This is a genomic window from Pseudomonas sp. Marseille-QA0332, assembly GCF_054950175.1.
This window is the reverse complement of the sequence record NZ_CM143106.1, coordinates 217,820-242,215: the sequence shown is the minus strand read 5'-3', so window position 1 is coordinate 242,215 and position 24,396 is coordinate 217,820. Positions and strand designations below refer to the sequence as shown.

Sequence of the window (24,396 nt, the reverse complement as noted above, 5' to 3'; positions counted from 1 at the left end):
CTCAACGCGCACCCGGCAACTGGGACCAGGATGTCAGCAGCGCCTCGAGCAGCAGCACCCGGTTGAGATTGGCCTTGGCCAGGACCTTCTGGCGCTGCTCGAGGATCCAGGCCTGGATCGCCAGGACCTTGTCCTGGGAGCTCTTCTGGGCAAGGTACTGGATCACCTTGCGCATGTCATCCAGGCCCAGCCCCTGTTCGTCCTGGGTCAGCTGGTAGCGCAAGACCAGGTGGGCCCAGTCGCAGAACCAGTCGAACAGCAGCAGCAGCGGAATGGCATTCCAGGCCTCGGCCAGCTGGCTCGGCGATTGCTGCTGCTTGAGCAACTGCTTGACGCCTTCGATGACCAGCGCGCGCTGCTCGCGCACGTCTTGCCGCTGCAGGCTGATGGCAGCCAGTGGGGAACCGGCCGCCAGGCTCAGCAGCTCCTGGCGCTCGGCAACGCTGCTGTCAGGCAAGGCTGAGGCCAGCCATTCGCTGCTCTGCGCAAGCGTCGGCCGGGGACAGCCAACTTGCTGACAGCGGCTGCGAATGGTCGGCAACAACAGGCTCGGCTGATGGCTGACCAGCAGCAGGACCGTATCGCCCGAAGGCTCCTCGAGGCTTTTGAGCAAGGCATTGGAAGCATTGACGTTCATGGCCTCGACCGGTTCGATCAGCACCACCTTGCGCCCGCCCAGCTGAGCGGTCTGGACCACGAAGCCGACCAGCTCGCGAACCTGGTCGATCTTGATCGGCTTGTCCGCCTCGTCCGGCTCCAGCACGAAGTTGTCCGGATGGCTGCCCGCCTTGAGCAGCAGGCAGCCCTTGCATTGGCCGCAGGCATCCAGCGCCTCGGGCCGCTGGCACAGCAACAACGCCATCAGGCGCTCGGCCAAGGCACGCTTGCCGATGCCCCGCGGACCATGCAGCAGGTAGGCATGGGCGTGCTGACGCCGCCCCGCCAGTTGCTGCCACAGCCCCTGCTGCCAAGGGTAGGCGTCAGCCACGGCAGCGCTCCAGGATTGCCGGCAGCAAGGCATCGATGTCCTGCTGCACACGCTCCAGCGGCTGCGCCGCGTCGAGCAGGACATAGCGCGCCGGCGCGCCGTGTGCACGCGCCAGGTAGGCCTGGCGCACCGCCTCGAAGAACTCCTGCCCTTCCTGTTCGAAGCGATCCAGTCGTCCGCGAGCAGCGGCCCGCGCCAGCCCGACCTGCACCGGCAGATCGAAGACCAGGGTCAGGTCAGGTTGCAAGGAGTGCTGGACGAAACGTTCGAGCGTGGCGATACGCTCGCCCGACAGGCCCCTCCCACCGCCCTGATAGGCGTAGGTCGCGTCTTGTTTCGGAACGTCTAAGGATGTAAACGTCATGATATGTTTCGGAAAGCCTTTATATGTAAACCTCGAATTTCTCCCCTGAAAGCCCTTAGAATCAAGCTTTTGCCCGGAGAGAATCCAGTGAGAAAAATCATCGGCCTCGCAGCGAAAGCGAGATCAGGAAAGGACACAGGTGCCGCTTTCCTGATGGAGCATCCGGAGGTAGCCAGCTATGCCCTGGCGAATCCGCTGAAGGCTGGATGTCAGTCACTGTTCGGGTTATCGAATTCTCAAACCTGGGATGATACCGCAAAGGAGGTGCGGCTGGAGGCGTGGGGTATGTCTCCCCGTGAATTCTTCCAGCGTGTTGGCACTGAGTGGATGCGTGAAAGCCACGATCCTCTCCACTGGCTGAAGCGTGCCGACCGTGCGATCAACCGCCCTCCTCTGCCGCCTCGTCAGCTGACAGAAGCAGAAGCGAACGCCCCTGAAACGCCGTTCATGCGTGCTGCTCAAGAGATCTTCGGCTTCAGCGATGAGCAGATCTGGTCCGAGGCCAAGACCGAGACCGACAGCTTCTGGGGCATCTCGCCAGATGCCGCGATCGCTCTCATAAAGAAGCTGGCAATCCAGGACTTCCCTGACTTCGCCGCCAGACGCGAGCGTCATGCGAGGGAAACCTACTCGGAAAAGCCTACTCGCTTCGAACTTAACCTCGACGGCAAAGAGGTCATCATCATCAAGGATATTCGCTTCGAGAATGAAGCCAAGTTCATCCGAGATTTGGGTGGGGAGATCTGGCATATCGTCCGAGACGACGCGGCCAAGATCAAAGTCCACTCATCGGAGGCGGGCATTGCCGTTGTGAACGGCGACATCGTTATTCACAACAACGGGACCCTTGCAGATTATCGTCAGAGAATTGAGGAAGCCTGGGCTTCGTTGAAAGCTCGCAGCGCCACTGGGAATGAGTAAAGGACGGCGGGAGGGCAGCTCTCACTGCACTCCTGCAACGGAAATCCGGCACTGACTGGTCTCGACAACGGATTTCCTTGTAGTGGTCAACTAATCCCGGACACAGTTTTGAGTTTTTCCTCAGCTTTGGCCGGAGCCAGCCCATCGTTGAACTGATGGGGTCTTATCCAGTTGTAATGATCCATCAGGTACTGGCTAATGTCTCGCTGAGCTTGCTGTCCGGTCAGGTAGCCCGTGACCGGTATCCACTCTGTTTTCAAGCTGCGAAACACCCGCTCCATCGGCGCATTATCCCAGCAGTTGCCTCGGCGGCTCATGCTCTGGCGCATGCGGTAGCGCCACAATCGCTGGCGGAACTGACGGCTACCACATTGCGATCCCTGATCGGAGTGAAACAGCAGCCCTTGGGGCTTTCCGCGTTGTTCGTACGCCACGTCCAGCGCCCTGATGACCAACTCTGCATCCGGTCTTTCTGACAAAGCCCAGCCCACCACGCGCCGCGCATAGAGATCGAGGACAACCGCCAGATAGTGCCATTTACCCTGCGCCCAAATGTAAGTGATGTCGCCACACCAGACCTGATTTGGCGCGTCGACATCAAACGCTCGGTTCAACACATTCGGAATGTCCGGCCGCTCCACCGTTGCTTCTTGTAAGCGTGTGACCCTGGCTGCTTGCTGACCAGCGACAGCTCACGCATCAGGCTGCGCACCTTGAATCGTCCGATTTTCTCGCCTTCATCTTGCAGCATTAACTTGATGCTGCGGTTGCCGGGTGCACCTCGACCTTGTGTGAACAACTCATTCACTCGACTGCGCAACTTCAGGCGCTCAACGTCAGGCGTCCGCCTTTTGTGGCGATGCGCGTAATAAGTTGAGCGAGTGATTTCAAACACTTCGCACAGGAAATCAACGGGTTCATGGGCGCTAAGCTGACGGATCAGCGTATGCGCTCGAGATCTTCCGACATCAAGAGCGCCGTAGCCTTTTTTAGTATCGATTTCTCGCGCTCCAGGCGCGTGATCCGAGCTTCCAACTCTTGGATTTTTTGCTGCTCTGGCGTCAACGCTTGGCTGGTCGGCGTGATGCCGCCACGCTCCTGCTGAAGCTGGTTGACCCAACGGCGCAGGGCCGACTCGACCAAACCGAGCGAGCGGGCTGCTTCAGCATGGCTGTAGCCTTGGTCGAGCACCAAGCAGGCAGCTTCGCGCTTGAACTCAGGGGTAAAGGTACGACGTTGCTTGGTCATCAGACACCTCTCTGTGGCGAGCATTCTCGCCTAAATGGGTATCCGGTTTCATTAGACCACTACAATGGGTCGATATCGTTCAGTCGTGAACGGCTGCAATCGACCCAAAGCGGACGGTGGCAACAGACAGAAACCGGCCAGAAGCGGTCGCTCGCGCGCTGTAAGAATTCAGTGGGAAACAGTTAGCCAAGGATAAAATGGATGACCCACGAGCTATGCGTCCCGCGCCTGGTGCGCGCTACAGCCTTGGCTTCTTCGTCGATAACACCAACTGCTATATCCCGTACCCTATTCCACAATTGCTGATGACAAACAGCAGGGGCATCTTTCAATCGGAACAATTGGTCAGTTTTCAATCAGTCCCGCCGCGCTGCACCACTAAACGGGGCAGCGCTTGCCTCTACCGGCTTTTCGTGCTGACGCGTCTATGGAGCGGTTTTCAAAAGCCAGACATCATCCTGCCATGTCCTTCGGCTCATGCGCTTGGCTTGGGATAAAGATGCGGGTCCCTTTCTTGATCGCTGCGTCCACTTGAATACCAAACTCGCCACCTGAGGCTTGATCAACTGATACCCCGTCCAGCTGAAGATCTACGACATTCCGGGTTTCGTATACGTCGTTTTTCAGGATGTACAGTTTACTGCCAACAGACACCGTTGCTTCATCTAGGTGCAATATAACTACGCGACCGTTTTGAAAAACTTCGTTGACGACGCCGATCTCGGTCAGCTCCGGCGGTGAGATTTTTACGTGCCCGAACCCCAGCAGCTGGGCTCGAACATCTTCCTTGGTAATCAATCCGCGAAGGATGTCAAAGTAGGCGTTGTAAAGTTGATACGTCGTGATCAGCCCCCGCTTATCCAGCAGCGCGTCTTTGATCTGGTTTGGAGTAAAAGGCGGGTTCATCCGCTGTTTGGGAGAGACGTATCTTTGGTGGTTCACAATATACAGCGCTGATACGTCCCACGCTTTCCTTTCCTCCTGACGTCTATTTTTGATTTTGGAGATCTGAGCGCATTCCTTGTCTTTGGACGTCCCGCCGATGCCTTTAACCTCTATCACCAAGAGGCCAGGCTCCAGTTCAATCTGAATATCTTCTTCCAGCGTATCTTCGCTGTGTTCATCCATGGCTTTTGCGGAGGTATATCCCAGCCAGACGAGGTATTCACGTACGGCATCCACTAACTCGTCCCCTGTCCCAGACAGCATCACGCGAAGGAAGCTGAATTCACTCTTCAGATCTGCAATGGCGGTCTCATTCGCGGCGACATCGGTTACGTATCGTGCCTCAATAGCTGCACGTTGTTCACGGATTTCCACTTCGCCGGGGAGTGGGTGAGAGCCGTCGTCCAGCCATGAAAACATGCCATTGTACGGAAATACGTCCGGAAACACGCCCGCAAGGTTGTCGAAAAATTCAACCAAAAATTCTGCTTTGCGCACCATCTGCGGAAGGACGAAGACGGCGCCTTTGTCAACAAACGTAGCGTACCCAACGATTTCACCCGCTGCATTGACCAGAATAGGGACAAATTTTTCGTCTGGCTTGTTGGCTCCGTTCTCCCAAACAAAGGGATGGGGAAAGGTCACTTCATAGTGTGCGTCTTTCAGGTATTTGCCGATAAAGGAGTGGAATCGTGTCTCTTCTTTATACAGCTCAATTGTCCTTCCAAATTTATTTTTGAAAGCTTTTATGCCGCTGCAAAGACGTAAGGTTTCGCAGTTAAAGTTATCCACTACACTTGCGCCATGTATTCCTATCTCGGCAAGGTCGTAATGAATTTTTTCATTTTCCGCTGCGAAAATTACAACAACCGATTCCTTCTTGAGCACATCCTCGATTTCAGTAGAAAATCTTCTTGCTCCAAATCCCTTCGAATTGAAAACTTGCTCTGGATAGGAACTAACCAGCGCATATGCTGTTTTACCGCTGATGTTTTTCAGCTCGGCGCGTGCTTCAGACTCGTCTATGCCGTCTGTCTTCGCTAGGTCGACCACGACCACCTGAAACTCGTGTAGGTTGGAAGGCAGCAGTACCAATGGGCGGAGGTAGGTCTGAATACCCGCTCTGTTTTTGGGCGTCTTTACATCGCCGCCCAGAGTGGCTGCCGTGCAATCGTAGAGTTTCTGGGTTAGCAGATCAGAGACGTCGGGGGCGGTGTCAACCAGGCAGATTTTCGGAACAGCGTTCAGTGGAGGTTGCGTCAGTGGCAGCGATGTTGCATCTGGCATAAGCTGGGTATCTTGCATAGAGTTTCTTTTGGCCATTCGTTTTAACCTTCCAGGAAATTTGAGCATTTCGTTGTCCGTATGGCGTCGAGACTGGAAAGGCGACTCGCCATTCCCACAGCAGTCAACCCGAAGGGTAATGTGAGTTTGACATCAATCGCAATGGTCTCCTCCCAAGCAGATATGACGCCCAAAAAAGAGGCTAGCCGACCTCTTTTGGCGGATTCCGGCATTCCGGTGAAAGGCAGCTTTGGGTCGATAACGGTCAGCCATGACCGACTGCTATCGACCCGAAGCTGCCGTTCACGAAGTGCAGTAATCGGCGAGGAGCGGCCACACAATTCGCAGCCAACCGGTAATGACTTTGCGCGGCCACCTCAATGTAGGTATGCTTGCGATCCAGTCCGAACTCATCGGCTCGGGGAAGTACACAGGAGGAGATGAGATGTACGGCTTTGCCAAGGATCTGAAGATCGAGGTATCTTAGGAGAGGAAATACGGCAGATTTGCCTGGGACGATACGACGTTCAGTTTCTATTTGGCTCAGGCAGCTGCATCGCTGTCCAGAGCCTGATAGAGGTATTTCATGGCGACGAGCTAATTGCAACTTGGGATGAAGACATCAATTGGACGAGCAGCAATTTCCAAAGGCTCCTGAACGTCTCCGTGACCAGCTACAGCGTGATTGAAGAGAGGGTATTGGAGATCTGCCTTCGTGAAGAGTTCAGACTACGTCTGCACGATAATTCAGAGCAATTCGAAAGCGTGCAAATTTACCCCGAGCACATCGTTATCTAAGCGTGGATAGCGCCAAGCCAAAAGGCAAGGCGTACCGACGGTCCGCTTCGGGTCGAAAGCGGTCATGCGCAACCAGCCGCTGCGGCCATCATGAGTTTGATCCAGTCGGCGCGCATGAACGGACATGATGCCTATCTCAAGGATGTGCTGATGCGGCTGCCGACTCGGCGGGCCAGTGAAGTTGAGCAGCTGCTGCCGCATCAGTGGGCGGCAGCTTGGCAATATAGAGGTCGTTAAGGAAAGCAATATGATCCGGCTAGCCGACGTAAGTGATGAGCCCGATATTAGAAATTGCGCTGAACAAGCGTACGCTCGTTATGTGCCAGTGATCGGGCGCAAGCCAGCCCCTATGATCGCCGATTACTTCGCGCAGATAGCGGCAGGAGTGGTCTATGTTGCGACGGACGGCCAAACCGGGTTTCAGGGCTTTATTGTGTTTTATGACAAGGATGGGTATTTCCTGTTGGAAAACGTGGCAGTCCTCCCGAGCGCAGCCGGATGCGGGATTGGAAAGAAGCTAATTAGCTTCTGTGAAAATGCCGCCCGACAGCGTGGTGTGAGCGCCGTTCGTCTGTATACCAATGCAAAGATGACAGACAACCTTTCGATTTATTCCAGGCTTGGTTATGTGAAAGTAGCGGAGCGCACGGAGGATGGCTTCAATCGCGTTTACTTCGAAAAAGACCTTACAAACCGGATGCGGCCTCCACAGGCTGGCCCAGATGACGCTTTTGCATGAGGGGATCGGCCGGACGCTCACAGTCCGCTATGGGTCGATAGCGGTCAGTGACAGCGGCTTGTTTTGGGTTTCTTGCAAGGCAACGCTTGAGCTGAATGTTTCTTACCATCGCAAGGTGTGCATCACCCAACCCCCTCTGGATAGATCCCGCTCCAAGAGCGGATCCAAGCCTCTTTTACTACATCAAAACCGAAGGGCAGGATATTCGGCAGGGTGTGCTGAACGCGCTTCCCTGAAATGGGTGTAAATGGGTGTGAAAAAGGTTCGTACCGCCCGGCCAGCTCGCCTGAGACTACGCCGGACGCCATCCACAGGGCTCGGCCGACTCGTATTTCGCATCCATGTCTCTGCAATGAGCCGCCTGGGATCAACGTCGCAACTATCGACGCCATACGCATTAGAGTCTTTTATGGCTGACTCTGCATAGCTTTAACTGTGCCAACCTCAGCTCAACTAAAGGGGGAAGGATGAAGATGGATGGAAAGGCTGTCAGCCTGCTGAAAAAGGCTCCGGTATCGCAGGTGCCAGCGTCGGCTCTGTAGTATCCGCGCTCATTGCCGGCACTGTGGCAGGGGTAACAGTCTCAGCGGCCGGCGCCGCAGCCGCTAAAGCCTGCGAAATTGTCATTGATGACATTGCTCACCGGATGCTGTCGACGCGAGAGCAACACAAGGCAGGAGGCGTTGCAGCACTTGCCATCGACGGGAGCGGCTGTTGTGGGAGAACCCTCGTGATGACGATTTCTTCGAGAGGAAGGGAGACGACCAACCCTCTCCTGGGGAGGAATTGTTCGAAGGCGTCCTGCTGGCCGCCAAACAGGAGCACGAGCGGAAGAAGCTGGAGTACATCGCCCGCTTCTTTACCAACCTGGTCTTCAAGCCCGACTTCCAGCCAGCAGAGGCCAATCACCTGCTCGCAATCGCCGAGACCCTCACCTATCAGCAGTTCTGCATCCTTGCCGTGGTTGCGAATCGGGAGAAGTTCTCTCTGCGCGAAGATGCTTGGCCAGAACGAGGGGTGGTTCCAACGGACAAGCTCGACCTGGCCCATCAGGCGTTCTACCTATCAGAGGCAACTTCTTGCCCACATCGATCCTCAGCAGGGCCAGTCAGGCTTCGTATATGACATAGCCTACATACTCCCTATTCACGGCTACCTGTCAGCGACAGGCAAGAGGATCGTGGAGAGTCTGGGCCTGCGAGACATTCCCCGTGAGGAGCTGGAAGAGATCGCGAGTGGCTTGTGAGCACCCTTGCCTGGGTGACCGACTAGCTGGGAGGGTGGATCCCCAAGGCGGGTTTTCTGCTGGGTTGGCCATAGCGGCCAGGAGATGCTTGTTGGCGGGGGTTACATTTTCGAGAAAAACAGAGAAAGCGGATCATGCCGTTTTCGCCGAAAGTGGTTTACATATCGGCAAATCACTAGACGAACGGCTTTAGGGTTTACATTTTTGAGCAGAAATCTGAATAGATTCGGGGGATCGGTGTCTGGGAGTCGCTAGACATCCTGATTTTACTGGGTCGCAGGTCTAGGCCATAAAAAACTGTTGCTGCAACCTCGGTTTACACCAGTACCGGTTCCGAAATAGTCAAGGGGTGAAACGATCGCACAGCACCACCGCCCCGCGTGCGAGCGCAGGACGAATGACACTGGCCAGATGTTGCGCCCGCGCCGCGAACACCAGCAGCAGTTCGGTATCGGCCGCCATGCTTTCGTCGCTTGGCGTCAGCAGCAACTCGCGGATGCGTTCAGCCAGTGGCGTTCCGCCCGGCTCGCGGGTCAGTACCAGCTCGATGCCATGCGCGCGAAGCCTGGCCGCCAGGTAGTCGCGATTGGTGCTCTTGCCCGCGCCTTCGGGGCCTTCCAGGGTGATAAACAAACCGCTCACGGGCATTCCTTTACTGAGGTTGATCCGCTGCCGGCCCGGTGGCCGGTGCAGGTTCGCCGGGCGGCGTCGGTTCACTGTCGCGCGGCACCGGATCGATCGACGGTCGCAGCGTTCGATCCGCTGGCGCGCCAGGCTCCGTCGTGCTCGGCTGGTCATCCGTCGCCTGCCCCGCGGCGTCCGATCGCGCTCCCCGGTCAGCTTCCGGCCGCGGCTGGGGCGCCGGGCTGGAGCGGTAGTCGGCACGGCGCTTGAGCTGGTACTCGCGTACCGCGGTGTTGTGATCGTCCAGGTCGTCCGAGAACACATGGCTGCCGTCGCCCCGGGCGACGAAGTACAGGCTGTTGCCAGGTGCCGGGTTGAGCGCGGCATGGATGGCTTCACGCCCGACCATGGCGATCGGCGTCGGCGGCAGGCCGGTCATGGTATAGGTGTTGTACGGGGTCGGTTCGCGCAGGTCGGCACGGGTGATGCGGCCGTTGTAGCGCTCGCCCATGCCGTAGATCACGGTCGGGTCGGTCTGCAGCATCATGCCCAGCTGCAGACGCCGAACGAACACGCCGGCGATCTGCCCGCGCTCCTGGGGCACCCCGGTTTCCTTCTCGATCAGCGAAGCCATGATCAGCGCCTGGTAGGGATCACGGTAAGGCAGATCGGGGGCACGCCCTGCCCACTCCCGCGCCAGCACTTCCTCCAGGCGCATGTAGGCTTGCTGCAGCAGCTCGACATCGGTCATGCCGCGGACGAAGCGATAGGTGTCGGGGAAGAACCGTCCTTCCGGAAACACACCGACATGGCCGAGCCGCTCCATGACTTCGTTGTCGGACAGCCCGGCAAGGGTCTGCTTGATCTTTTCGTGACGAGCCACGGCCGCGCGGACCTGACGGAAGGTCCAGCCTTCGACCAGCGTGAGGTTGTACTGCACCACGTCACCACGGCGCCAGGCGTCGAACAGGTCTTCGACGGTCATGCCTGGGGTCAGTCGATATTCCCCGGTATGCAGCGGCGTGCCAGCCATGTTGAAGCGCCAGTACAGGCGCAGCCAGAAGGCATCCTCGAGCAGGCCGTCCTGCTGCATCCGGTAGAACATTCGGTTGGGTGTCGTGCCGGTCGGCACGTCCAGCATGCGTTCCTGGCTGACGGCCAGGGGTTGCTCGACGACCGTGCCGACTTTCCAGGCGGACCAGCCCAGGGCCAGTCCAGCGAGGATCAATGCGGTCTCCAGCAACAGGAGAAATAGACGTCTCACGAATCAGGCATCCAGTAGCGTATGGGCAATGGCCTGCAGTCTACGGGTCACGGGCCCGACGGGCCAGCTTGACGCGGCATGGCCTGTTACCGGCCAGATGCCATACAGGCTGTTGCAGAGAAAGACTTCGTCGGCCCGCTCCAGGTCGACCAGCGCCAGGTCGCCGACCTGGACATCGAGCCCCAGCCGCACGGCTTCGTCGAGCAGCGCGGCACGCATCACGCCGGCGACGCCACAGCGCTCGAGACTGGCCGTGAGCAGGCCACCGTCGCGAACCAGGAACAGGTTGCTGAAGACGCCCTCGATCACCCGGCCATGCTGGTCGAGCATCAGGCCTTCGGCGTGTTCGGTGTCCTGCCACTCGGCACGCGCCAGCACCTGCTCCAGGCGATTGAGGTGTTTGAGCCCTGCCAGCAACGGTTGCTCCGAGAGCCGCGTGCGGCAGGCATGCAGGCGCACGCCATGTTCGGCGTGACGTGCGGGATAGGTCGGCGGCGGCGCACCCAGCAGGATGCGTCGCGCCGGGGCATCGGCTGCCGGCGCGTAGCCACGCAGGCTGTCACCGCGGGTCAGGACCAGCTTGGCGACGCCGTCGCCCAGCTGGCTGGAAAAGCGCAGCAGCTCGTCCCGGACCTGCGCCAGCTCGAGTGGAATCGCCAGGCGCTGGCAGCCCAGTGCCAGGCGTTGCAGATGCCGCTCGAGCAGGCTCGGACGACCGGCACGCACGGCGATGGTCTCGAACAGCCCATCGCCATAGGCCAAGCCCCGGTTCTGCAGGTTGACCGCAGTCATCGGCAGGCCATCGATCCAGCTGTGCATCAGTCGACGAACCGGCGGAATACCAGCGAGCCGTTGGTACCGCCAAAGCCGAAGGAGTTCGACAGAACCACGTCGATCGGCATGCTGCGCGCCTGATGGGCGACGAAGTCCAGGTCGCAGCCTGCGTCGGGCTCGTCGAGGTTGATGGTCGGCGGAGCGACCTGGCTGTTGAGCGCCAGCACGCTGAAGATCGCTTCCACCGCACCCGCGGCACCCAGCAGATGGCCGGTCATCGACTTGGTCGAGCTGACCGCGAGCTTGTAGGCATGCTCGCCGAAGACCCGCTTGATGGCCGCGACCTCGGCCAGATCGCCGGCCGGCGTCGAGGTGCCATGGGCGTTGATGTAGCTGACCTGGGCCGGGTCCAGCCGCGCATCGCGCAAGGCATTGGCCATGCAGCGGGCGGCGCCGGCGCCATCGTCGGGTGGCGAGGTCATGTGGTAGGCATCGCCACTCATGCCGAAACCGACCAGCTCGGCATGGATCGTGGCACCACGCGCCTTGGCGTGTTCGAGTTCCTCGAGCACCAGGGCACCGGCACCATCGGACAGCACGAAGCCATCGCGGCCCTTGTCCCAAGGCCGACTGGCACGGGTCGGGTCGTCGTTGCGGGTGGACAGTGCCCGCGAGGCGCCGAAACCGCCCATGCCCAGTCCGCAGGCCGCCATCTCCGCACCACCGGCGATCATCACGTCGGCTTCGCCGAAGGCGATGTTGCGCGCGGCCATGCCAATGCAATGCGTACCCGTGGTGCAGGCCGTGGAAATGGCATAGTTAGGCCCCTGCAGACCCAGGTGGATCGACAGGAAGCCGGAAATCATGTTGATGATCGAACCCGGCACGAAGAATGGCGAAATCCGCCGCGGCCCTTGCTCGTGCAAGGTCCTGCTGGTTTCTTCGATATTGGTCAACCCGCCAATGCCCGAACCCATGGCCACGCCGATCCGTTCGCGATTGGCGTCATCGACTTCCAGGCCGGCATTGCGTACCGCCTGGAAACCGGCCGCCAGGCCGTACTGGATGAACAGGTCGAGCTTGCGGGCTTCCTTGGCCGACAGGTATTGCTCGACATCGAAGCCTTTCACCGAGCCGCCAAAACGGGTGGAGTAGGCAGACAGGTCCGTATGCTCGATCGGACCGATGCCGCTGCGGCCAGCCAGAATGCCCTGCCAGGTGCTCGGCACGTCCGTACCCAGCGGAGACAGCATGCCCATACCGGTGACCACGACGCGTCTACGCGACACAGTACTCTCCTTTTTTCAATGACAGGACCCGCCTCCCCGGACATCGCGATCACGATGCGGGCCGACGGAATCCCCGAATCCTGCAAAGAAAAAACCGCACGCCGGCAAAGGCAGTGCGGTTTTTCCCGACAAGATGCGACGACTACACAGTCTTAGGCCTGGTGGGCTTTGACGTAGTCGATGGCAGCTTGAACAGTAGTGATCTTCTCGGCTTCTTCGTCAGGAATCTCGGTTTCGAATTCCTCTTCCAGAGCCATCACCAACTCGACGGTGTCAAGCGAATCGGCACCCAGGTCATCGACGAAGGACTTTGCGGCAGTCACTTCCTCTTCCTTGACGCCCAGTTGCTCGGCGACGATTTTCTTGACGCGTTCTTCGATGGTGCTCATACCTTGTTTTCACTCCTAGTGGACATATGTCAGGCAGCTGGCCGGTGCCAAGTTTATAGGAAGACGTCCGCTTTTCAAGCGGTACGCGCCTTCGCAACGGGGACCGAGCCCCCTGCCTGGAATCTGGTTGCAGCTTTATAACGGATTTTCGCCTTCGAGTATGACTTTTTTTCGAAGCAATCCGTCACATTGAGTTGCAGGTTTACATGTACATCCCGCCGTTCACCGGCACCGTGGCGCCGGTGACATAGGCTGCGCCGTCGGACGCCAGGAACGCAACCACCTTGGCGATCTCCTCGGCCTGGCCCAGGCGACCCAGCGGAATCTGGCTCAGCAGGCCGTCGCGGTGCGCTTCAGGCAGCTCGCGAGTCATGTCGGTATCGATGAAGCCAGGGGTCACCGAGTTGACGGTGATGCCCCGCGAGCCGACTTCGCGCGCCAGGGCACGGCTGAAGCCTTCCAGGCCGGCCTTGGCGGCAGCATAGTTGACCTGGCCGACATTGCCCATGGCGCCGACCACCGAACCGATGCTGATGATACGGCCCCAGCGGGCCTTGGTCATGCCACGCAGCACGCCCTTGGACAGACGGTAGAGGCTGTTGAGGTTGGTGTCGACCACGTCGAACCACTCATCGTCCTTCATGCGCAGCATGAGGTTGTCGCGGGTGATGCCCGCATTGTTGACCAGGATGGCTGGCGCGCCGAATTGCGCCTGGATGGCCTCGAGCACGCTGGCAACGGAGTCCTCGCGGGTAACGTCCAGCTCCAGGCCGGTGCCGGCAATGCCGTGCTCCTTGAGCGTGGCGGCGATGCGCTCGGCGCCCGACGCCGAGGTGGCGGTGCCGATCACGGTGGCGCCCTGGCGACCCAGTTCGAGGGCAATGGCCTGGCCGATGCCACGGCTGGCGCCAGTGACCAATGCAACTTTACCTTGCAGGCTCATGCAAGCTTCTCCAATGTCAGGCCAGCGCCGCACGGGCGGCGGCGAAGGCGTCAGGGGTATTGAGGTTGTAGGTGGTCACGCCATCGGCGCAACGCTTGTTCAGCCCCGCCAGGACCTTGCCAGGCCCGCACTCGACCAGATTGACGGCGCCCTTGGCGGCCAGCGCCTGAACGCACTCGACCCAACGCACCGGCTGATGGAGCTGGGCCAGCAGATCCTGCTTGAGGCCGGCCAGGTCGGCGGCGACCGCGGCGGTGACGTTCTGCACCACGGGGATCCGCGGCGCCTGCCAGGCGATGGCGCCGACCGCTTCGGCGAAGCGCTCGGCAGCCGGCTTCATCAGCGCGCAATGTGATGGCACGCTGACCGACAGCGGCAAGGCGCGCTTGGCGCCCTTGGCCTTGCACAGCTCGATGGCGCGATCCACCGCGGCCTTGTTGCCAGCGATCACCACCTGGCCAGGCGAGTTGAAATTGACCGCGCTGACCACCTCGTCTTCCGCCGCCTCGGCGCAGATGGCCAGCACATCGGCGTCCTCCAGGCCGAGAATGGCTGCCATGGCGCCATGCCCGGCCGGCACGGCCTCTTGCATCAGCCGACCACGACGCTCGACCAGCTTGACCGCTTCCTTGAGCGTCAGGCTGCCAGCGGCGACCAGCGCACTGTATTCGCCCAGGCTATGCCCGGCGACGAATGCCGGTCGCGCGCCGCCTTCGGCCAGCCACAGGCGCCACAGGGCAATGGAGGCGGTGAGAATCGCCGGCTGGGTCTTGTCGGTCTGGTTGAGCTGGTCTTCCGGGCCTTGCTGGACCAGTTGCCATAGGTCGTAACCCAGGGCTTCGGAGGCTTCCTGGAAAGTCTCGATGATCAGCGGATGTTGAGCACCGAGCTCGGCAAGCATGCCCAGCGACTGGGAACCTTGGCCGGGAAAGACGAATGCGAGGGATGCAGACATTTAACAAGCCCTTGTGATTTTGTCGATGAAGCGCGCACTGCCGCTGGCAGGCGCACGGAAACTGAAAAGCTTGGATGACGAGTGCGACCAAACGGTCACATTTAACCATTTCAAAGGTCTCGCCTAAAGCAACAGGTCCTGCAGGCGACCATGCAGGCGCCGCGGCAGGTTCTCGTGGATTTCGATCAAGGCCCGCTCGATCGCGCTCTGGAAACCTTGCACGCCTGCCGAACCATGGCTCTTGATCACGATCCCTTGCAGGCCCAGCAGGCTGGCACCATTGTGCCGGGCCGGCGCGAGATCGGCCTGCAGCCGCCGCAGCAGCGGCATGGCCAGCGCACCGGCGGCCCTGGCGAGCAAGCCACCACGGAACAGCGCCTGGATTCGCGCGCCGATCATGGTGGCCAGGCCCTCGCTGGACTTGAGCAGGATGTTGCCGACGAAACCGTCGCAGACCACAACGTCGGCCTCGCCCCGGTACAAGCCGTCACCTTCCACGAAACCGATGTAGTTCAGCCCACGAGCTCCATGCAGCAGACTGGCAGCCAGCCTGACCTGCTGATTGCCCTTGATGTCCTCGGTACCGACGTTGAGCAGCGCCACGCGGGGACGCTCGATCCCGAGGGCCTGGGCGGCGACCGAGCCCATGACCGCGAACTGATATAGGTGTTCGGCACTGCAGTCGACATTGGCACCCAGGTCGAGCAACTGGCAATAGCCGGTTTCGGTGGGGATCGCCGCGACCATGGCAGGTCGGTCGATGCCCGGTAGGGTCTTGAGGATGGAGCGCGACAGCGCCATCAGCGCACCCGTGTTGCCGGCACTCACGCAAGCCTGGGCCTTGCCGTCGCGCACCAGCTCGAGCGCCACGCGCATCGACGAATCCGGCTTGCCCCGCAGCGCCTGGGAAGGCCGCTGGTCCATGCCGATCACCTCGCTCGCAGCGACGATGCGCAGGCGCGCGCGATCCGCGGCCGACTGGCCACCGACAAGTTCTTCAAGCAGGGAAGGTTGACCGACGAGGGTCAGGTGAAGCGAGGGGGTGGCGGCAAGAGAGGCGATGCACGCCTGGACAATGCTGCGGGGACCGAAGTCCCCGCCCATTGCGTCGATCGCGATGATCCGGGCAGACAAGGATTACTCGTCAGCGCCCTTGTCGATCACTTTGCGACCACGGTATACGCCTTCAGGCGAAACGTGGTGGCGCAGGTGAACTTCGCCGGTAGCCTTGTCGACCGCCAGTGCATTTTCCGACAGAGCGTCGTGGGAACGGCGCATGTCACGTGCAGAGCGAGATTTTTTGTTCTGCTGAACAGCCATAATTGATTAACTCCTAAACGTTTGGGTCACGCTTTAACTGCGCCAAGACACTGAACGGGTTGGACCGCGATACCTCGTCCTTGCTCGGGTCGGGCTCATCGGCGCCCGCCGGCTGCTGGCATTCTTCCGGATGATGAGCAGGCACGATAGGCAAGGCGAGCAGCAGCTCCTCCTCGATTAGCGCCTGCAGATCCAAAGGATCCTCGCCCAGTTCCAGCACGTCATAGCCTTTCGGCAACGACTGGGTATTCGCACCCTCCTTCACCACGGCGTAGGTGCACTCGCTGTGGATCGGCAGGGTGACCAGCTCAAGACAACGCTGGCAGACCATCTTGACCTCGACATCCAGTTCGCTGTGGAACACCACAACGCCCTGTTCGTCTCGCTCAAAATCGAATTGTGCCTGCACCGTACCGACATCGTCGGAAAGCGGGTCGCAGAGTCTTTCCAAATCGGCAAGCGCAAGCGAACCCTTGAGGGTCACGCCGCGATCAGCCAATTTGCGCGGGTCAACGTGAGGTGGAATCGGGTCATTCAACATAGGCGCAGCATTCTATGGATGCCCCCCGCCCCTGTCAAAGGAATTCGGTGGCATCGGGCGTGGTAGAATCGGGATATCTGACCAGGAGTCTATCATGCTTCCCCTGCTACTGGCTTCAAGCTCGATCTATCGTCGCGAACTGCTGCAAAGGCTGCGCCTGCCGTTCACCTGGGCGAGCCCCGACATCGACGAACAGCGCCTGACCGACGAGCCGCCGGCCGGGCTGGTGCGCCGCCTGGCCCGGCAGAAGGCACAGGCGCTGGCCGCCACGCATCCCGCGCACCTGATCATCGGCTCCGACCAGGTCGCGGTATTGGGCGAGCAGATCCTCGGCAAGCCACACAGCTTCGATCGCGCCTGCGAACAGCTGCTGGCCAGCAGCGGCCAGCAGGTCACGTTCCTGACTGGCCTTGCCCTGCTCAATAGCGCCACCGGGCAATGTCAGGTCGATTGCGTGCCGTTCACCGTCAGCATGCGGGAACTGGACCTGGCACGCGTCGAGCGCTACCTGCATGCCGAGCAGCCCTTTGATTGCGCCGGCAGCTTCAAGGCCGAAGGGCTGGGCGTTAGCCTGTTTCGCGAGACGCACGGCAGCGATGCGACCAGCCTGGTCGGGCTGCCCCTGATCAGGCTGGTGGACATGCTGCTCGAGGAAGGCGTGATGGTGCCCTGAACACCGTTGGGCCCGCGAGGCGACTGCCGTTAGCGCTCAGGGCGACGGTCGTCTTGCGCCCATCACGAGCGGCCCGGCACCTCGGCCTGCAAGCACCGGTCGATGGCGCAAGAGCGGTTTTGCCTCGTCAACTCAGCGCAACGAAGGTCCCGCGAACCCCATCCACATGGCCAGGTACTCGGCCACGCTGGCGCCCAGGCGCTTGGAGAACCGATCGAAGGGCGACTCCTGCACGGTGAAGTCCACCAAGGTCTTCTCGCCCACCACTTCACGCGCCACATAGCTGACACTGCCCAGGCCATCGACCAAGCCCAGGGCCTTGGCCTGCTCACCGGTCCAGATCAGCCCGCTGAACAGCTCGGGATGCTCCTTGTCCTTCAACCGCTCGCCGCGGCCAGCCTTGACGCTGGCGATGAACTGCTGATGGGTGGTATTGAGCACGCCTTGCCAGAATTCGGTTTCCTCGGGCTTCTGCGGCAAGAACGGATCGAGGAATGCCTTGTGCTCGCCGGCCGTGTAGGTGCGTCGCTCGATGCCGAGCTTTTCCATCGCCCCGACGAAGCCGTAGCCAGCCGCGGTGACACCGATGGAGCCGACCAGGCTCGCCTTGTCCGCATAGATCTCGTCCGCGGCACTGGCGATGTAATAGGCACCCGATGCACCAAGATCGGCGATCACCGCATACAGCTTGATCTGCGGATGCGCGGTGCGCAGGCGGCGGATCTCGTCATACACGTAGCCAGCCTGTACCGGACTGCCACCGGGACTGTTGATGCGCAGCACCACGGCCTTGGTGCCGGCATCTTCGAAGGCCTTGCGCAGGCTGCCTACGATATTGTCGGCGCTGGCCGCCTCCTGGTCGGCGATCACGCCACGCACTTCCACCAGGGCGGTGTGGCTGGCGCCACCCGACGCCGTTTTCTCCAGATCGATCAATGGCGAGAACAGCACCAGCAGGCCGAACAGATAAGCGAACGTCAGGAGCTTGAAGAAGATCCCCCAGCGCCGCGCCCGGCGCTGCTCCCGCACACTGGCGAGCAAGGTGGTCTCCAGCAGCTTCCAGCTGCTGCGCTCCTCGCGTTCGTGCGCGTCGCGCCCACCCCACTGCTCGCCCGCCTCGTCAGCCGAGGCCTTCCATTCACCCGGCTTGCCGGAATCGGGAGCTTTCCATTCGTCAGTCATGCCTGCCTACCTTCGGGAAAAATCACGCTGGCCCGGCCAGCCACTCGCGCAACTGTGAAAAACGATCGATGCAGACCTGGGGACCGAATTCGCTCAACGCCTGCAGCGACATGGCACCATAGCCGACCGCCACCGAGTGCATGCCGGCATTGCTCGCCATCAACAGATCGAAGGCAGAGTCTCCGACCATCAGTGCCTGCCGCGGTTCGACCTGGCAGTGTGCGAGGATCTGCTCGAGCATCAGCGGATGCGGCTTGCCGCGCGTCTCGTCGGCGGCACGCGTGATGTCGAAATAGCACTCCCAGCCATTGGCACGCAATACCCGGTCGAGCCCGCGTCGCGCCTTGCCGGTGGCCACGGCCAGCCGGTAGCCGTCTGCGCGGAACGCCTCCAGCGACTCGCGCACCCCCTCGAACAGCGGCGATGGCTGGCGATCCATGTCGGTATAGACCTCGGCATAGTGCTGGCGGAACACCGCGACCTGCCTCACATCGAGATGCGGGTAGAGGGTAACGATGGCCTCGTCCAGCGCCAGGCCAATGATGCCCTTGATCGCCGCCTCGTCGCGGGGCCTCTCGCCCGCCAGTTCGGCCGCGACGGTCATGGCCTGGACGATGCGCCCGATGGAATCGGCCAGGGTGCCATCCCAGTCGAAGATCAGCAGTCGATAGTCATGCCGCACCGAGACGCTCCACCGTCCTGGCCCAGGTTTCATCCACCGGCGCCTCGAGCCTGAGCTCGCCACCATCGGGTAGCGGCACGGTCAGGGCATAGGCATGCAGGAACAGGCGCTTGCCGCCCAGCTCGCGGATCTCGCGGCTGAAGTCCTCGTCGCCGTACTTGCTGTCGCCAGCGATCATGTGCCCGGCATGCAAGGCATGCACGCGAATCTGGTGAGTACGTCCGGTGATCGGACGCGCCTCGACGAGAGTGGCGAATTCACCAAAGCGGCGCAGCACGCGGAACAGCGTCAGCGCCTCCTTGCCTTCATCGCTGACCTCGACCATGCGCTCGCCCGAGCGCAGGTTGCTTTTCTGCAACGGCGCGCTGACCTGTTTCTTCGAAGTCGGCCAGTGCCCGCGCACCAGGGCCATGTAGCGCTTGTCGACGCCATCGCCACGCAGCGCGGCGTGCAAGTGACGCAGCATGCTGCGCTTCTTGGCGATCATCAGCAAGCCGGAGGTATCACGGTCCAGGCGATGCACCAGCTCCAGCTCCTTGGCATCCGGACGCAGCTGGCGCAGCGCCTCGATGACCCCGAAGCTCAGCCCGCTACCGCCATGCACGGCGATGCCGGCCGGCTTGTTGAGCACGATCAGGGCCTTGTCCTCATGGACGATGGCCGCTTCCAGGCGCTGCAGCAGCCCCTGAGCCACCGGCGCCGGCTCGTCGCGCTCGGGCAGGCGCACCGGCGGCACACGGACGATATCGCCGGCCTGCAGCTTGTACTCGGGCTTGATCCGCCCTTTGTTCACCCGGACCTCGCCCTTGCGCAGGATGCGATAGACGAGTGTCTTCGGCACGCCCTTGAGTGCGGTGATCAGGAAATTGTCGATGCGCTGGCCGGCAAGCTCGGGCGCGACCTCTATCAGCTGGACGCCGGAGGTCGGGGGGGTATTGGTCGTCATGGCTGAATCATAACAATTTTTTATGGATTTGAAGCACTTAATGATTACTGCTATATTCGCGAACGCCGCCTTGCGCGGCAGGCCAGCGGCAAGCGGCGCTGCACGGTGCATCGCGCGCCCCCTGACCAACGCAATTCTCGAGGACGCAAGGCCGTCCGACGGGGTTTTCGCCAGTTTAACGAATTGCCTGGAATCGCCACCAGCGCCGAGTAGAACAGACCGAAAAAAAACGACAAGTGCGGTGTTTCACCTCCTTCCTGTTCTTTTTCGCTGCACTCTGCCAGCCAGTCGTTTCCACGCAGCGCACGGCGAATGCTTCGGAAATACCTGCCTTGAAAACGAATCCGCCAGCGCTCGAACCGAGGCTGGCGAAAAATGCAACCCGTTGCGGATTCAGCGCGCGGCAGCACCCGAATTATCAGGGATACGTGCAGGGTGGAGATGCACAGCCCCGGACCGTGTAGCACGGTGTCCGGCGGCCGGCCGATCACACGGCCCGGCTCGCGGACCCGGTCTTGAGCAGATACCCCAGGGTATCCGCGGCCCAGGGCTGATTCCTCCTCCTGACTGAGTGCACTTGGCACCGCAGCAAACAGGACGCGTCGTCGCGACGTCGGCAGCACCGGGCAACCGGTCCGTACCGTGCGTGGTTCGACAAGGGGGTGGCCAGCCGCCCTTTGCGCACCCTGGCACCGACCATGAGAAGTCGTGTGTGCCGCACGCCGTTTCCGGCAGCCCGGAAACCGACGGTACTACATGAAAAGAATGCTGATAAACGCGACTCAACCCGAAGAGTTGCGTGTCGCCCTGGTGGATGGCCAGCGCCTCTACGACCTGGACATCGAGTCCGGCGCGCGCGAGCAGAAGAAGGCCAACATCTACAAAGGCAAGATCACCCGTATCGAACCCAGCCTCGAAGCCGCCTTCGTCGACTTCGGCTCCGAACGCCACGGCTTCCTGCCACTCAAGGAAATTTCCCGCGAATACTTCAAGAAGACCCCCGAAGGCCGGGTCAACATCAAGGAAGTGCTGAGCGAAGGCCAGGAAGTCATCGTCCAGGTCGAGAAGGAAGAACGCGGCAACAAGGGCGCCGCCCTGACCACCTTCATCAGCCTGGCCGGCCGCTACCTGGTGCTGATGCCCAACAATCCCCGCGCCGGCGGTATCTCCCGCCGCATCGAAGGCGAAGAGCGCAACGAGCTGCGCGAAGCCCTCAACGGTCTCACCGTCCCCCCCGACATGGGCCTGATCGTCCGCACCGCCGGCCTTGGCCGCAGCAGTGAAGAGATGCAGTGGGACCTGGACTACCTGCTGCAGCTGTGGACCGCGATCAAGGAAGCGTCCCTGGACCGCGCCGCGCCCTTCCTGATCTACCAGGAAAGCAACGTCATCATCCGCGCCATCCGCGACTACCTGCGCCAGGACATCGGCGAAGTGCTGATCGACAGCATCGACGCCCAGGAAGAAGCCCTGACCTTCATCCGCCAGGTCATGCCGCAGTACGCCAGCAAGGTCAAGCTCTACGAAGACAGCGTCCCGCTGTTCAACCGTTTCCAGATCGAAAGCCAGATCGAGACCGCCTTCCAGCGCGTCGTCGACCTGCCGTCCGGCGGCTCGATCGTGATCGATCCGACCGAGGCCCTGGTTTCTATCGACATCAACTCGGCGCGCGCCACCAAGGGCAGCGACATCGAGGAAACCGCCCTGCAGACCAACCTGGAAGCGGCCGAGGAAATCGCCCGCCAGTTGCGCCTGCGCGACATCGGCGGCCTGATCGTCATCGACTTCATCGACATGACCCCGGCGAAGAACCAGCGTGCCGTGGAAGAGCGCGTGCGTGAATGCCTCGAGGCGGACCGTGCCCGCGTCCAGGTCGGCCGCATCTCGCGTTTCGGCCTGCTGGAAATGTCCCGCCAGCGCCTGCGCCCGTCCCTCGGCGAGAGCAGCGGCATCGTCTGCCCACGCTGCAGCGGCACCGGCATCATCCGCGACGTCGAGTCGCTGTCGCTGGCCATCCTGCGCCTGATCGAGGAAGAAGCCCTCAAGGACCGCACTGCCGAAGTGCGTGCCCAGGTCCCGATCCCGGTCGCCGCGTTCCTGCTCAACGAAAAACGCAACTCGATCACCAAGATCGAACTGCGCACCCGCGCGCGCATCATCATCCTGCCGAACGATCACCTGGAGACTCCGCACTTCGAGGTTCAGCGTCTGCGCGACGACAACCCCGACGTGCTCAGTGGCCAGTCCAGCTACGAGATCGCCGCCACCGAAGTCGAGGAAGTCCCGCAGACCGCCGCCACGCGTACCCTGGTTCGCCAGGAAGCCGCGGTCAAGACCGCGCCGGCCCGCGCCAACGCACCGGCGCCGAGCGCTGCGCAAGCAGAGCCAGTGGCTGCGGCACCGGTCGCCAAGCCCCAGAGCGCACCGGAACCGAGCCTGTTCAAGGGTCTGGTGAAGTCCCTGGTAAGCCTGTTCGCCGGCAAGGAAGAGCCTGCCCCGGCGCCGGTCGCCAAGGCCGAGAAGCCGGCTGCGGAACGCCCGCAGCGCAACGAGGAGCGCCGCAACGGCCGCCAGCAGACCCGCAACCGCAACGGTCGCCGTGACGAGGAACGCAAGCCGCGCGAGGAGCGCAGCGAACGGGCCCAACGCGAAGAGCGCCAGCCGCGTGAAGAGCGCGCCCCACGTGAAGAGCGCAGCCAGCGCCAGCCACGCGAGGACCGTCGCTCGAATCGCGAAGAGCGCCCGGTACGCGAGTTGCGCGAGCCGCTGGACGCCACGCCTGCCGTGCGCGAGGAGCGCCAGCCGCGCGAGGAGCGTCCGGCTCGTGAAGAACGTGCCGCCCGTGAAGAACGCGCTCCCCGCGAGGAACGTGCCGCCCGTGAAGAGCGTGCCCCACGCGAGGAACGCACCGAGCGCGAAGAACGCACCCTACGCGAGGAGCGTGCCCCACGCGAAGAGCGCGCTGCCCGTGAAGAGCGCGCGCCACGCGAGGAACGCGCCGAGCGCGAGGAACGCACCCCACGTGAGGAACGTGCTCCACGCGAGGAACGCGTTGCCCGTGAAGAGCGTGCCCCACGCGAAGAGCGCGCAGCCCAGGAAGAACGCCCGACGCGTGAAGAGCGCCAACCCCGCCCGCCTCGCGAAGAACGCCAGCTGCGTCCGGCCGATGAGGCTGCCGATCCGTCCGAGGAGCAGTTGACCGGCGACGTGCAGGCACAGGAAGAGCAGCACGAAGGCAATGATGAAGAACGTCCGCGCCGTCGTTCTCGCGGCCAGCGTCGTCGGAGCAATCGTCGCGAGCGCCAGCGCAATGCCAATGGCGAGCTGATCGAAGGCAATGACGAAGAAGGCAGCGAGGAAGGTGGCGAGGCGCAGCCGCGCCAGCACACGCCTTCGCAGGCGAGCGCCGACCTGGCCGCGGGCCTTGCCGTGACCGCCGCCGTGGCTACCAGCAACATCAGCAGCGAGGCTGAAGCCCAGGCCCATCAGCAGGCCGAGCGTGCCAGCAGCGAAACGAGCGCGGCCCAGGGCAGCGAGACCGCCCCCGGGCCAGCCGTGGCGAGCGCGCCGGCAGTGACCCAGGCTGACGAAATCGCCGCCGCGCCGGCAGTCGAGCAACCTGTCGACGAAGTGCCCGCCACTGCCGAGCCAGACGCCGAGCCGGTGATCGAGGTGGCTCCGCAACCTGCCGCGGTGGAACAGGCCAAGGCCGCTGTCGAAACCGCCATCGTCGAGGCACCAGCCAGCGTCGCGGCTGACCAGGCGGCCGCTCAGGAGCAGACCCAGGTGCACGTCGTCGAGCCGCAGGCGCTGGCCGTCGAAGCCGCTCCGGTGGAAGCCGGCGAGGCCGAGAAGGCCCCACAGGTCGAGCCAGCCATGGCCGAATCGTCCGTTCAGGACGAACCAGCCAAGCCTGCGGCCGCCGAGGCCGAGCCTGCCGCCGAAGCACCGGCATCGGCTCCAGCCGCCACGGTAATGCTCCCCAACGGCCGTGCGCCGAACGACCCGCGCGAAGTGCGTCGACGCAAGCGTGAAGCCGAGGCCGCCGCCCAAGCTGCCGCCGCAGCCGCCCAAGCCGCCGCCGACAAGGCCGTGCCAGCCCAGCCTGCAGCAGCTGAGCAGGAGTCGGCCGAAGCACCGGTAGTGACCGAAAGCTCGGAGCCAGCCGTGGAATCGACCGAGGCGCACAAGCCACACGCTTGATCGTCGGTTGAACGAAAAAGCCCCGCCAGTGTGAACTGGCGGGGCTTTTTCGTTTGGGAGCGGCCGCCGCGGCTCTCA

At 61.8% G+C, this 24,396-nt stretch carries 19 protein-coding genes and 4 pseudogenes; 6 read left to right on the top strand and 17 right to left on the bottom strand.

Features of this window, described 5'->3' with window-relative positions:
- Nucleotide 1: 1 nt before the first annotated feature.
- Complete coding sequence (locus tag ACY8GK_RS01095) at nucleotides 2-988, bottom strand: DNA polymerase III subunit delta' (protein ID WP_462402054.1); 987 nt, start codon at nucleotides 986-988, stop codon at nucleotides 2-4.
- A pseudogene (locus ACY8GK_RS01090) lies at nucleotides 981-1,319 on the bottom strand (dTMP kinase); the annotation flags it as partial. The gene ACY8GK_RS01095 and the pseudogene ACY8GK_RS01090, both read right to left, overlap by 8 nt.
- A 120-nt stretch (nucleotides 1,320-1,439) precedes the next feature.
- Between ACY8GK_RS01090 and ACY8GK_RS01085 the strand changes: the two are divergent.
- The gene (locus tag ACY8GK_RS01085; RefSeq protein WP_462402053.1) at nucleotides 1,440-2,273 is read left to right on the top strand and encodes a deoxynucleotide monophosphate kinase family protein; all 834 of its coding nucleotides are present in this window, start codon (nucleotides 1,440-1,442) and stop codon (nucleotides 2,271-2,273) included.
- Nucleotides 2,274-2,359: 86 nt separating this feature from the next.
- Here the strand turns inward: ACY8GK_RS01085 and ACY8GK_RS01080 are convergent.
- Nucleotides 2,360-3,521: pseudogene (locus ACY8GK_RS01080) on the bottom strand (IS3 family transposase).
- A 453-nt stretch (nucleotides 3,522-3,974) separates the two neighbouring features.
- Entirely contained in the window at nucleotides 3,975-5,771 is a 1,797-nt protein-coding gene (locus tag ACY8GK_RS01075) for a hypothetical protein (protein WP_462402052.1), read from the bottom strand.
- A gap of 855 nt (nucleotides 5,772-6,626) precedes the next feature.
- Between ACY8GK_RS01075 and ACY8GK_RS01070 the strand changes: the two are divergent.
- The 3 genes and pseudogenes from ACY8GK_RS01070 to ACY8GK_RS01060 all read left to right on the top strand — a co-directional run.
- Nucleotides 6,627-6,785, top strand: a pseudogene (locus ACY8GK_RS01070) (transposase domain-containing protein); the annotation flags it as partial.
- A 10-nt stretch (nucleotides 6,786-6,795) separates the two neighbouring features.
- The gene (locus tag ACY8GK_RS01065; RefSeq protein WP_462402051.1) at nucleotides 6,796-7,287 is read left to right on the top strand and encodes a GNAT family N-acetyltransferase; all 492 of its coding nucleotides are present in this window, start codon (nucleotides 6,796-6,798) and stop codon (nucleotides 7,285-7,287) included.
- Between the two features lie 714 nt (nucleotides 7,288-8,001).
- Complete coding sequence (locus ACY8GK_RS01060) at nucleotides 8,002-8,412, top strand: hypothetical protein (protein WP_462402050.1); 411 nt, start codon at nucleotides 8,002-8,004, stop codon at nucleotides 8,410-8,412.
- A gap of 469 nt (nucleotides 8,413-8,881) precedes the next feature.
- Here ACY8GK_RS01060 and tmk read toward each other — a convergent pair.
- From tmk to ACY8GK_RS01010, 10 genes and pseudogenes are all read right to left on the bottom strand, one after another.
- Nucleotides 8,882-9,175: pseudogene (gene tmk, locus ACY8GK_RS01055) on the bottom strand (dTMP kinase); the annotation flags it as partial.
- 10 nt (nucleotides 9,176-9,185) lie between these two features.
- Nucleotides 9,186-10,421: an endolytic transglycosylase MltG gene (gene mltG, locus ACY8GK_RS01050; protein WP_196180383.1), complete on the bottom strand. Its 1,236-nt coding sequence runs from the start codon at nucleotides 10,419-10,421 to the stop codon at nucleotides 9,186-9,188.
- 3 nt (nucleotides 10,422-10,424) lie between these two features.
- Nucleotides 10,425-11,240, bottom strand: a complete 816-nt coding sequence (gene pabC, locus ACY8GK_RS01045) for an aminodeoxychorismate lyase (protein WP_196180381.1) — start codon at nucleotides 11,238-11,240, stop codon at nucleotides 10,425-10,427.
- Nucleotides 11,240-12,484 (bottom strand): beta-ketoacyl-ACP synthase II, encoded by a 1,245-nt coding sequence (fabF, locus tag ACY8GK_RS01040; RefSeq protein ID WP_196180379.1) that lies wholly within the window; start codon nucleotides 12,482-12,484, stop codon nucleotides 11,240-11,242. Before fabF ends, pabC begins: the two co-directional genes overlap by 1 nt.
- A 152-nt stretch (nucleotides 12,485-12,636) precedes the next feature.
- Nucleotides 12,637-12,873 carry an acyl carrier protein gene (gene acpP / locus ACY8GK_RS01035; RefSeq protein ID WP_196180377.1) on the bottom strand — a complete coding sequence of 79 codons (237 nt, stop codon included), beginning with the start codon at nucleotides 12,871-12,873 and terminating at the stop codon, nucleotides 12,637-12,639.
- Nucleotides 12,874-13,075: 202 nt separating this feature from the next.
- Nucleotides 13,076-13,816, bottom strand: coding sequence for a 3-oxoacyl-ACP reductase FabG (gene fabG / locus ACY8GK_RS01030; protein ID WP_196180375.1), 741 nt, complete (start codon nucleotides 13,814-13,816; stop codon nucleotides 13,076-13,078).
- Between the two features lie 16 nt (nucleotides 13,817-13,832).
- Nucleotides 13,833-14,771, bottom strand: coding sequence for an ACP S-malonyltransferase (fabD, locus tag ACY8GK_RS01025; protein ID WP_462402049.1), 939 nt, complete (start codon nucleotides 14,769-14,771; stop codon nucleotides 13,833-13,835).
- A 123-nt stretch (nucleotides 14,772-14,894) separates the two neighbouring features.
- Nucleotides 14,895-15,905, bottom strand: a complete 1,011-nt coding sequence (gene plsX / locus ACY8GK_RS01020; RefSeq protein ID WP_462402048.1) for a phosphate acyltransferase PlsX — start codon at nucleotides 15,903-15,905, stop codon at nucleotides 14,895-14,897.
- 3 nt (nucleotides 15,906-15,908) lie between these two features.
- Nucleotides 15,909-16,091, bottom strand: a complete 183-nt coding sequence (gene rpmF / locus ACY8GK_RS01015) for a 50S ribosomal protein L32 (protein WP_196180369.1) — start codon at nucleotides 16,089-16,091, stop codon at nucleotides 15,909-15,911.
- A 13-nt stretch (nucleotides 16,092-16,104) separates the two neighbouring features.
- On the bottom strand, nucleotides 16,105-16,632 hold the full coding sequence (locus ACY8GK_RS01010) for a YceD family protein (RefSeq protein ID WP_196180367.1): 528 nt from the start codon (nucleotides 16,630-16,632) through the stop codon (nucleotides 16,105-16,107).
- 94 nt (nucleotides 16,633-16,726) lie between these two features.
- Between ACY8GK_RS01010 and ACY8GK_RS01005 the strand changes: the two genes are divergently transcribed.
- Nucleotides 16,727-17,305: a Maf family protein gene (locus tag ACY8GK_RS01005; RefSeq protein WP_196180365.1), complete on the top strand. Its 579-nt coding sequence runs from the start codon at nucleotides 16,727-16,729 to the stop codon at nucleotides 17,303-17,305.
- Nucleotides 17,306-17,437: 132 nt separating this feature from the next.
- Here ACY8GK_RS01005 and ACY8GK_RS01000 read toward each other — a convergent pair whose 3' ends face one another.
- From ACY8GK_RS01000 to rluC, 3 genes are read right to left on the bottom strand one after another with little or no spacing between them, the layout of a single operon-like run.
- Nucleotides 17,438-18,487, bottom strand: coding sequence for a S49 family peptidase (locus ACY8GK_RS01000; RefSeq protein WP_462402047.1), 1,050 nt, complete (start codon nucleotides 18,485-18,487; stop codon nucleotides 17,438-17,440).
- A 22-nt stretch (nucleotides 18,488-18,509) separates the two neighbouring features.
- Nucleotides 18,510-19,169: an HAD family hydrolase gene (locus tag ACY8GK_RS00995; protein ID WP_196180362.1), complete on the bottom strand. Its 660-nt coding sequence runs from the start codon at nucleotides 19,167-19,169 to the stop codon at nucleotides 18,510-18,512.
- The gene (gene rluC / locus ACY8GK_RS00990; RefSeq protein ID WP_462402046.1) at nucleotides 19,159-20,115 is read right to left on the bottom strand and encodes a 23S rRNA pseudouridine(955/2504/2580) synthase RluC; all 957 of its coding nucleotides are present in this window, start codon (nucleotides 20,113-20,115) and stop codon (nucleotides 19,159-19,161) included. The genes ACY8GK_RS00995 and rluC overlap by 11 nt, the downstream gene beginning before the upstream one ends.
- A 756-nt stretch (nucleotides 20,116-20,871) precedes the next feature.
- On the opposite strand from rluC, the gene rne reads away from it, so the two are divergent.
- On the top strand, nucleotides 20,872-24,318 hold the full coding sequence (rne, locus tag ACY8GK_RS00985; protein ID WP_462402045.1) for a ribonuclease E: 3,447 nt from the start codon (nucleotides 20,872-20,874) through the stop codon (nucleotides 24,316-24,318).
- Nucleotides 24,319-24,396 lie beyond the last annotated feature (78 nt).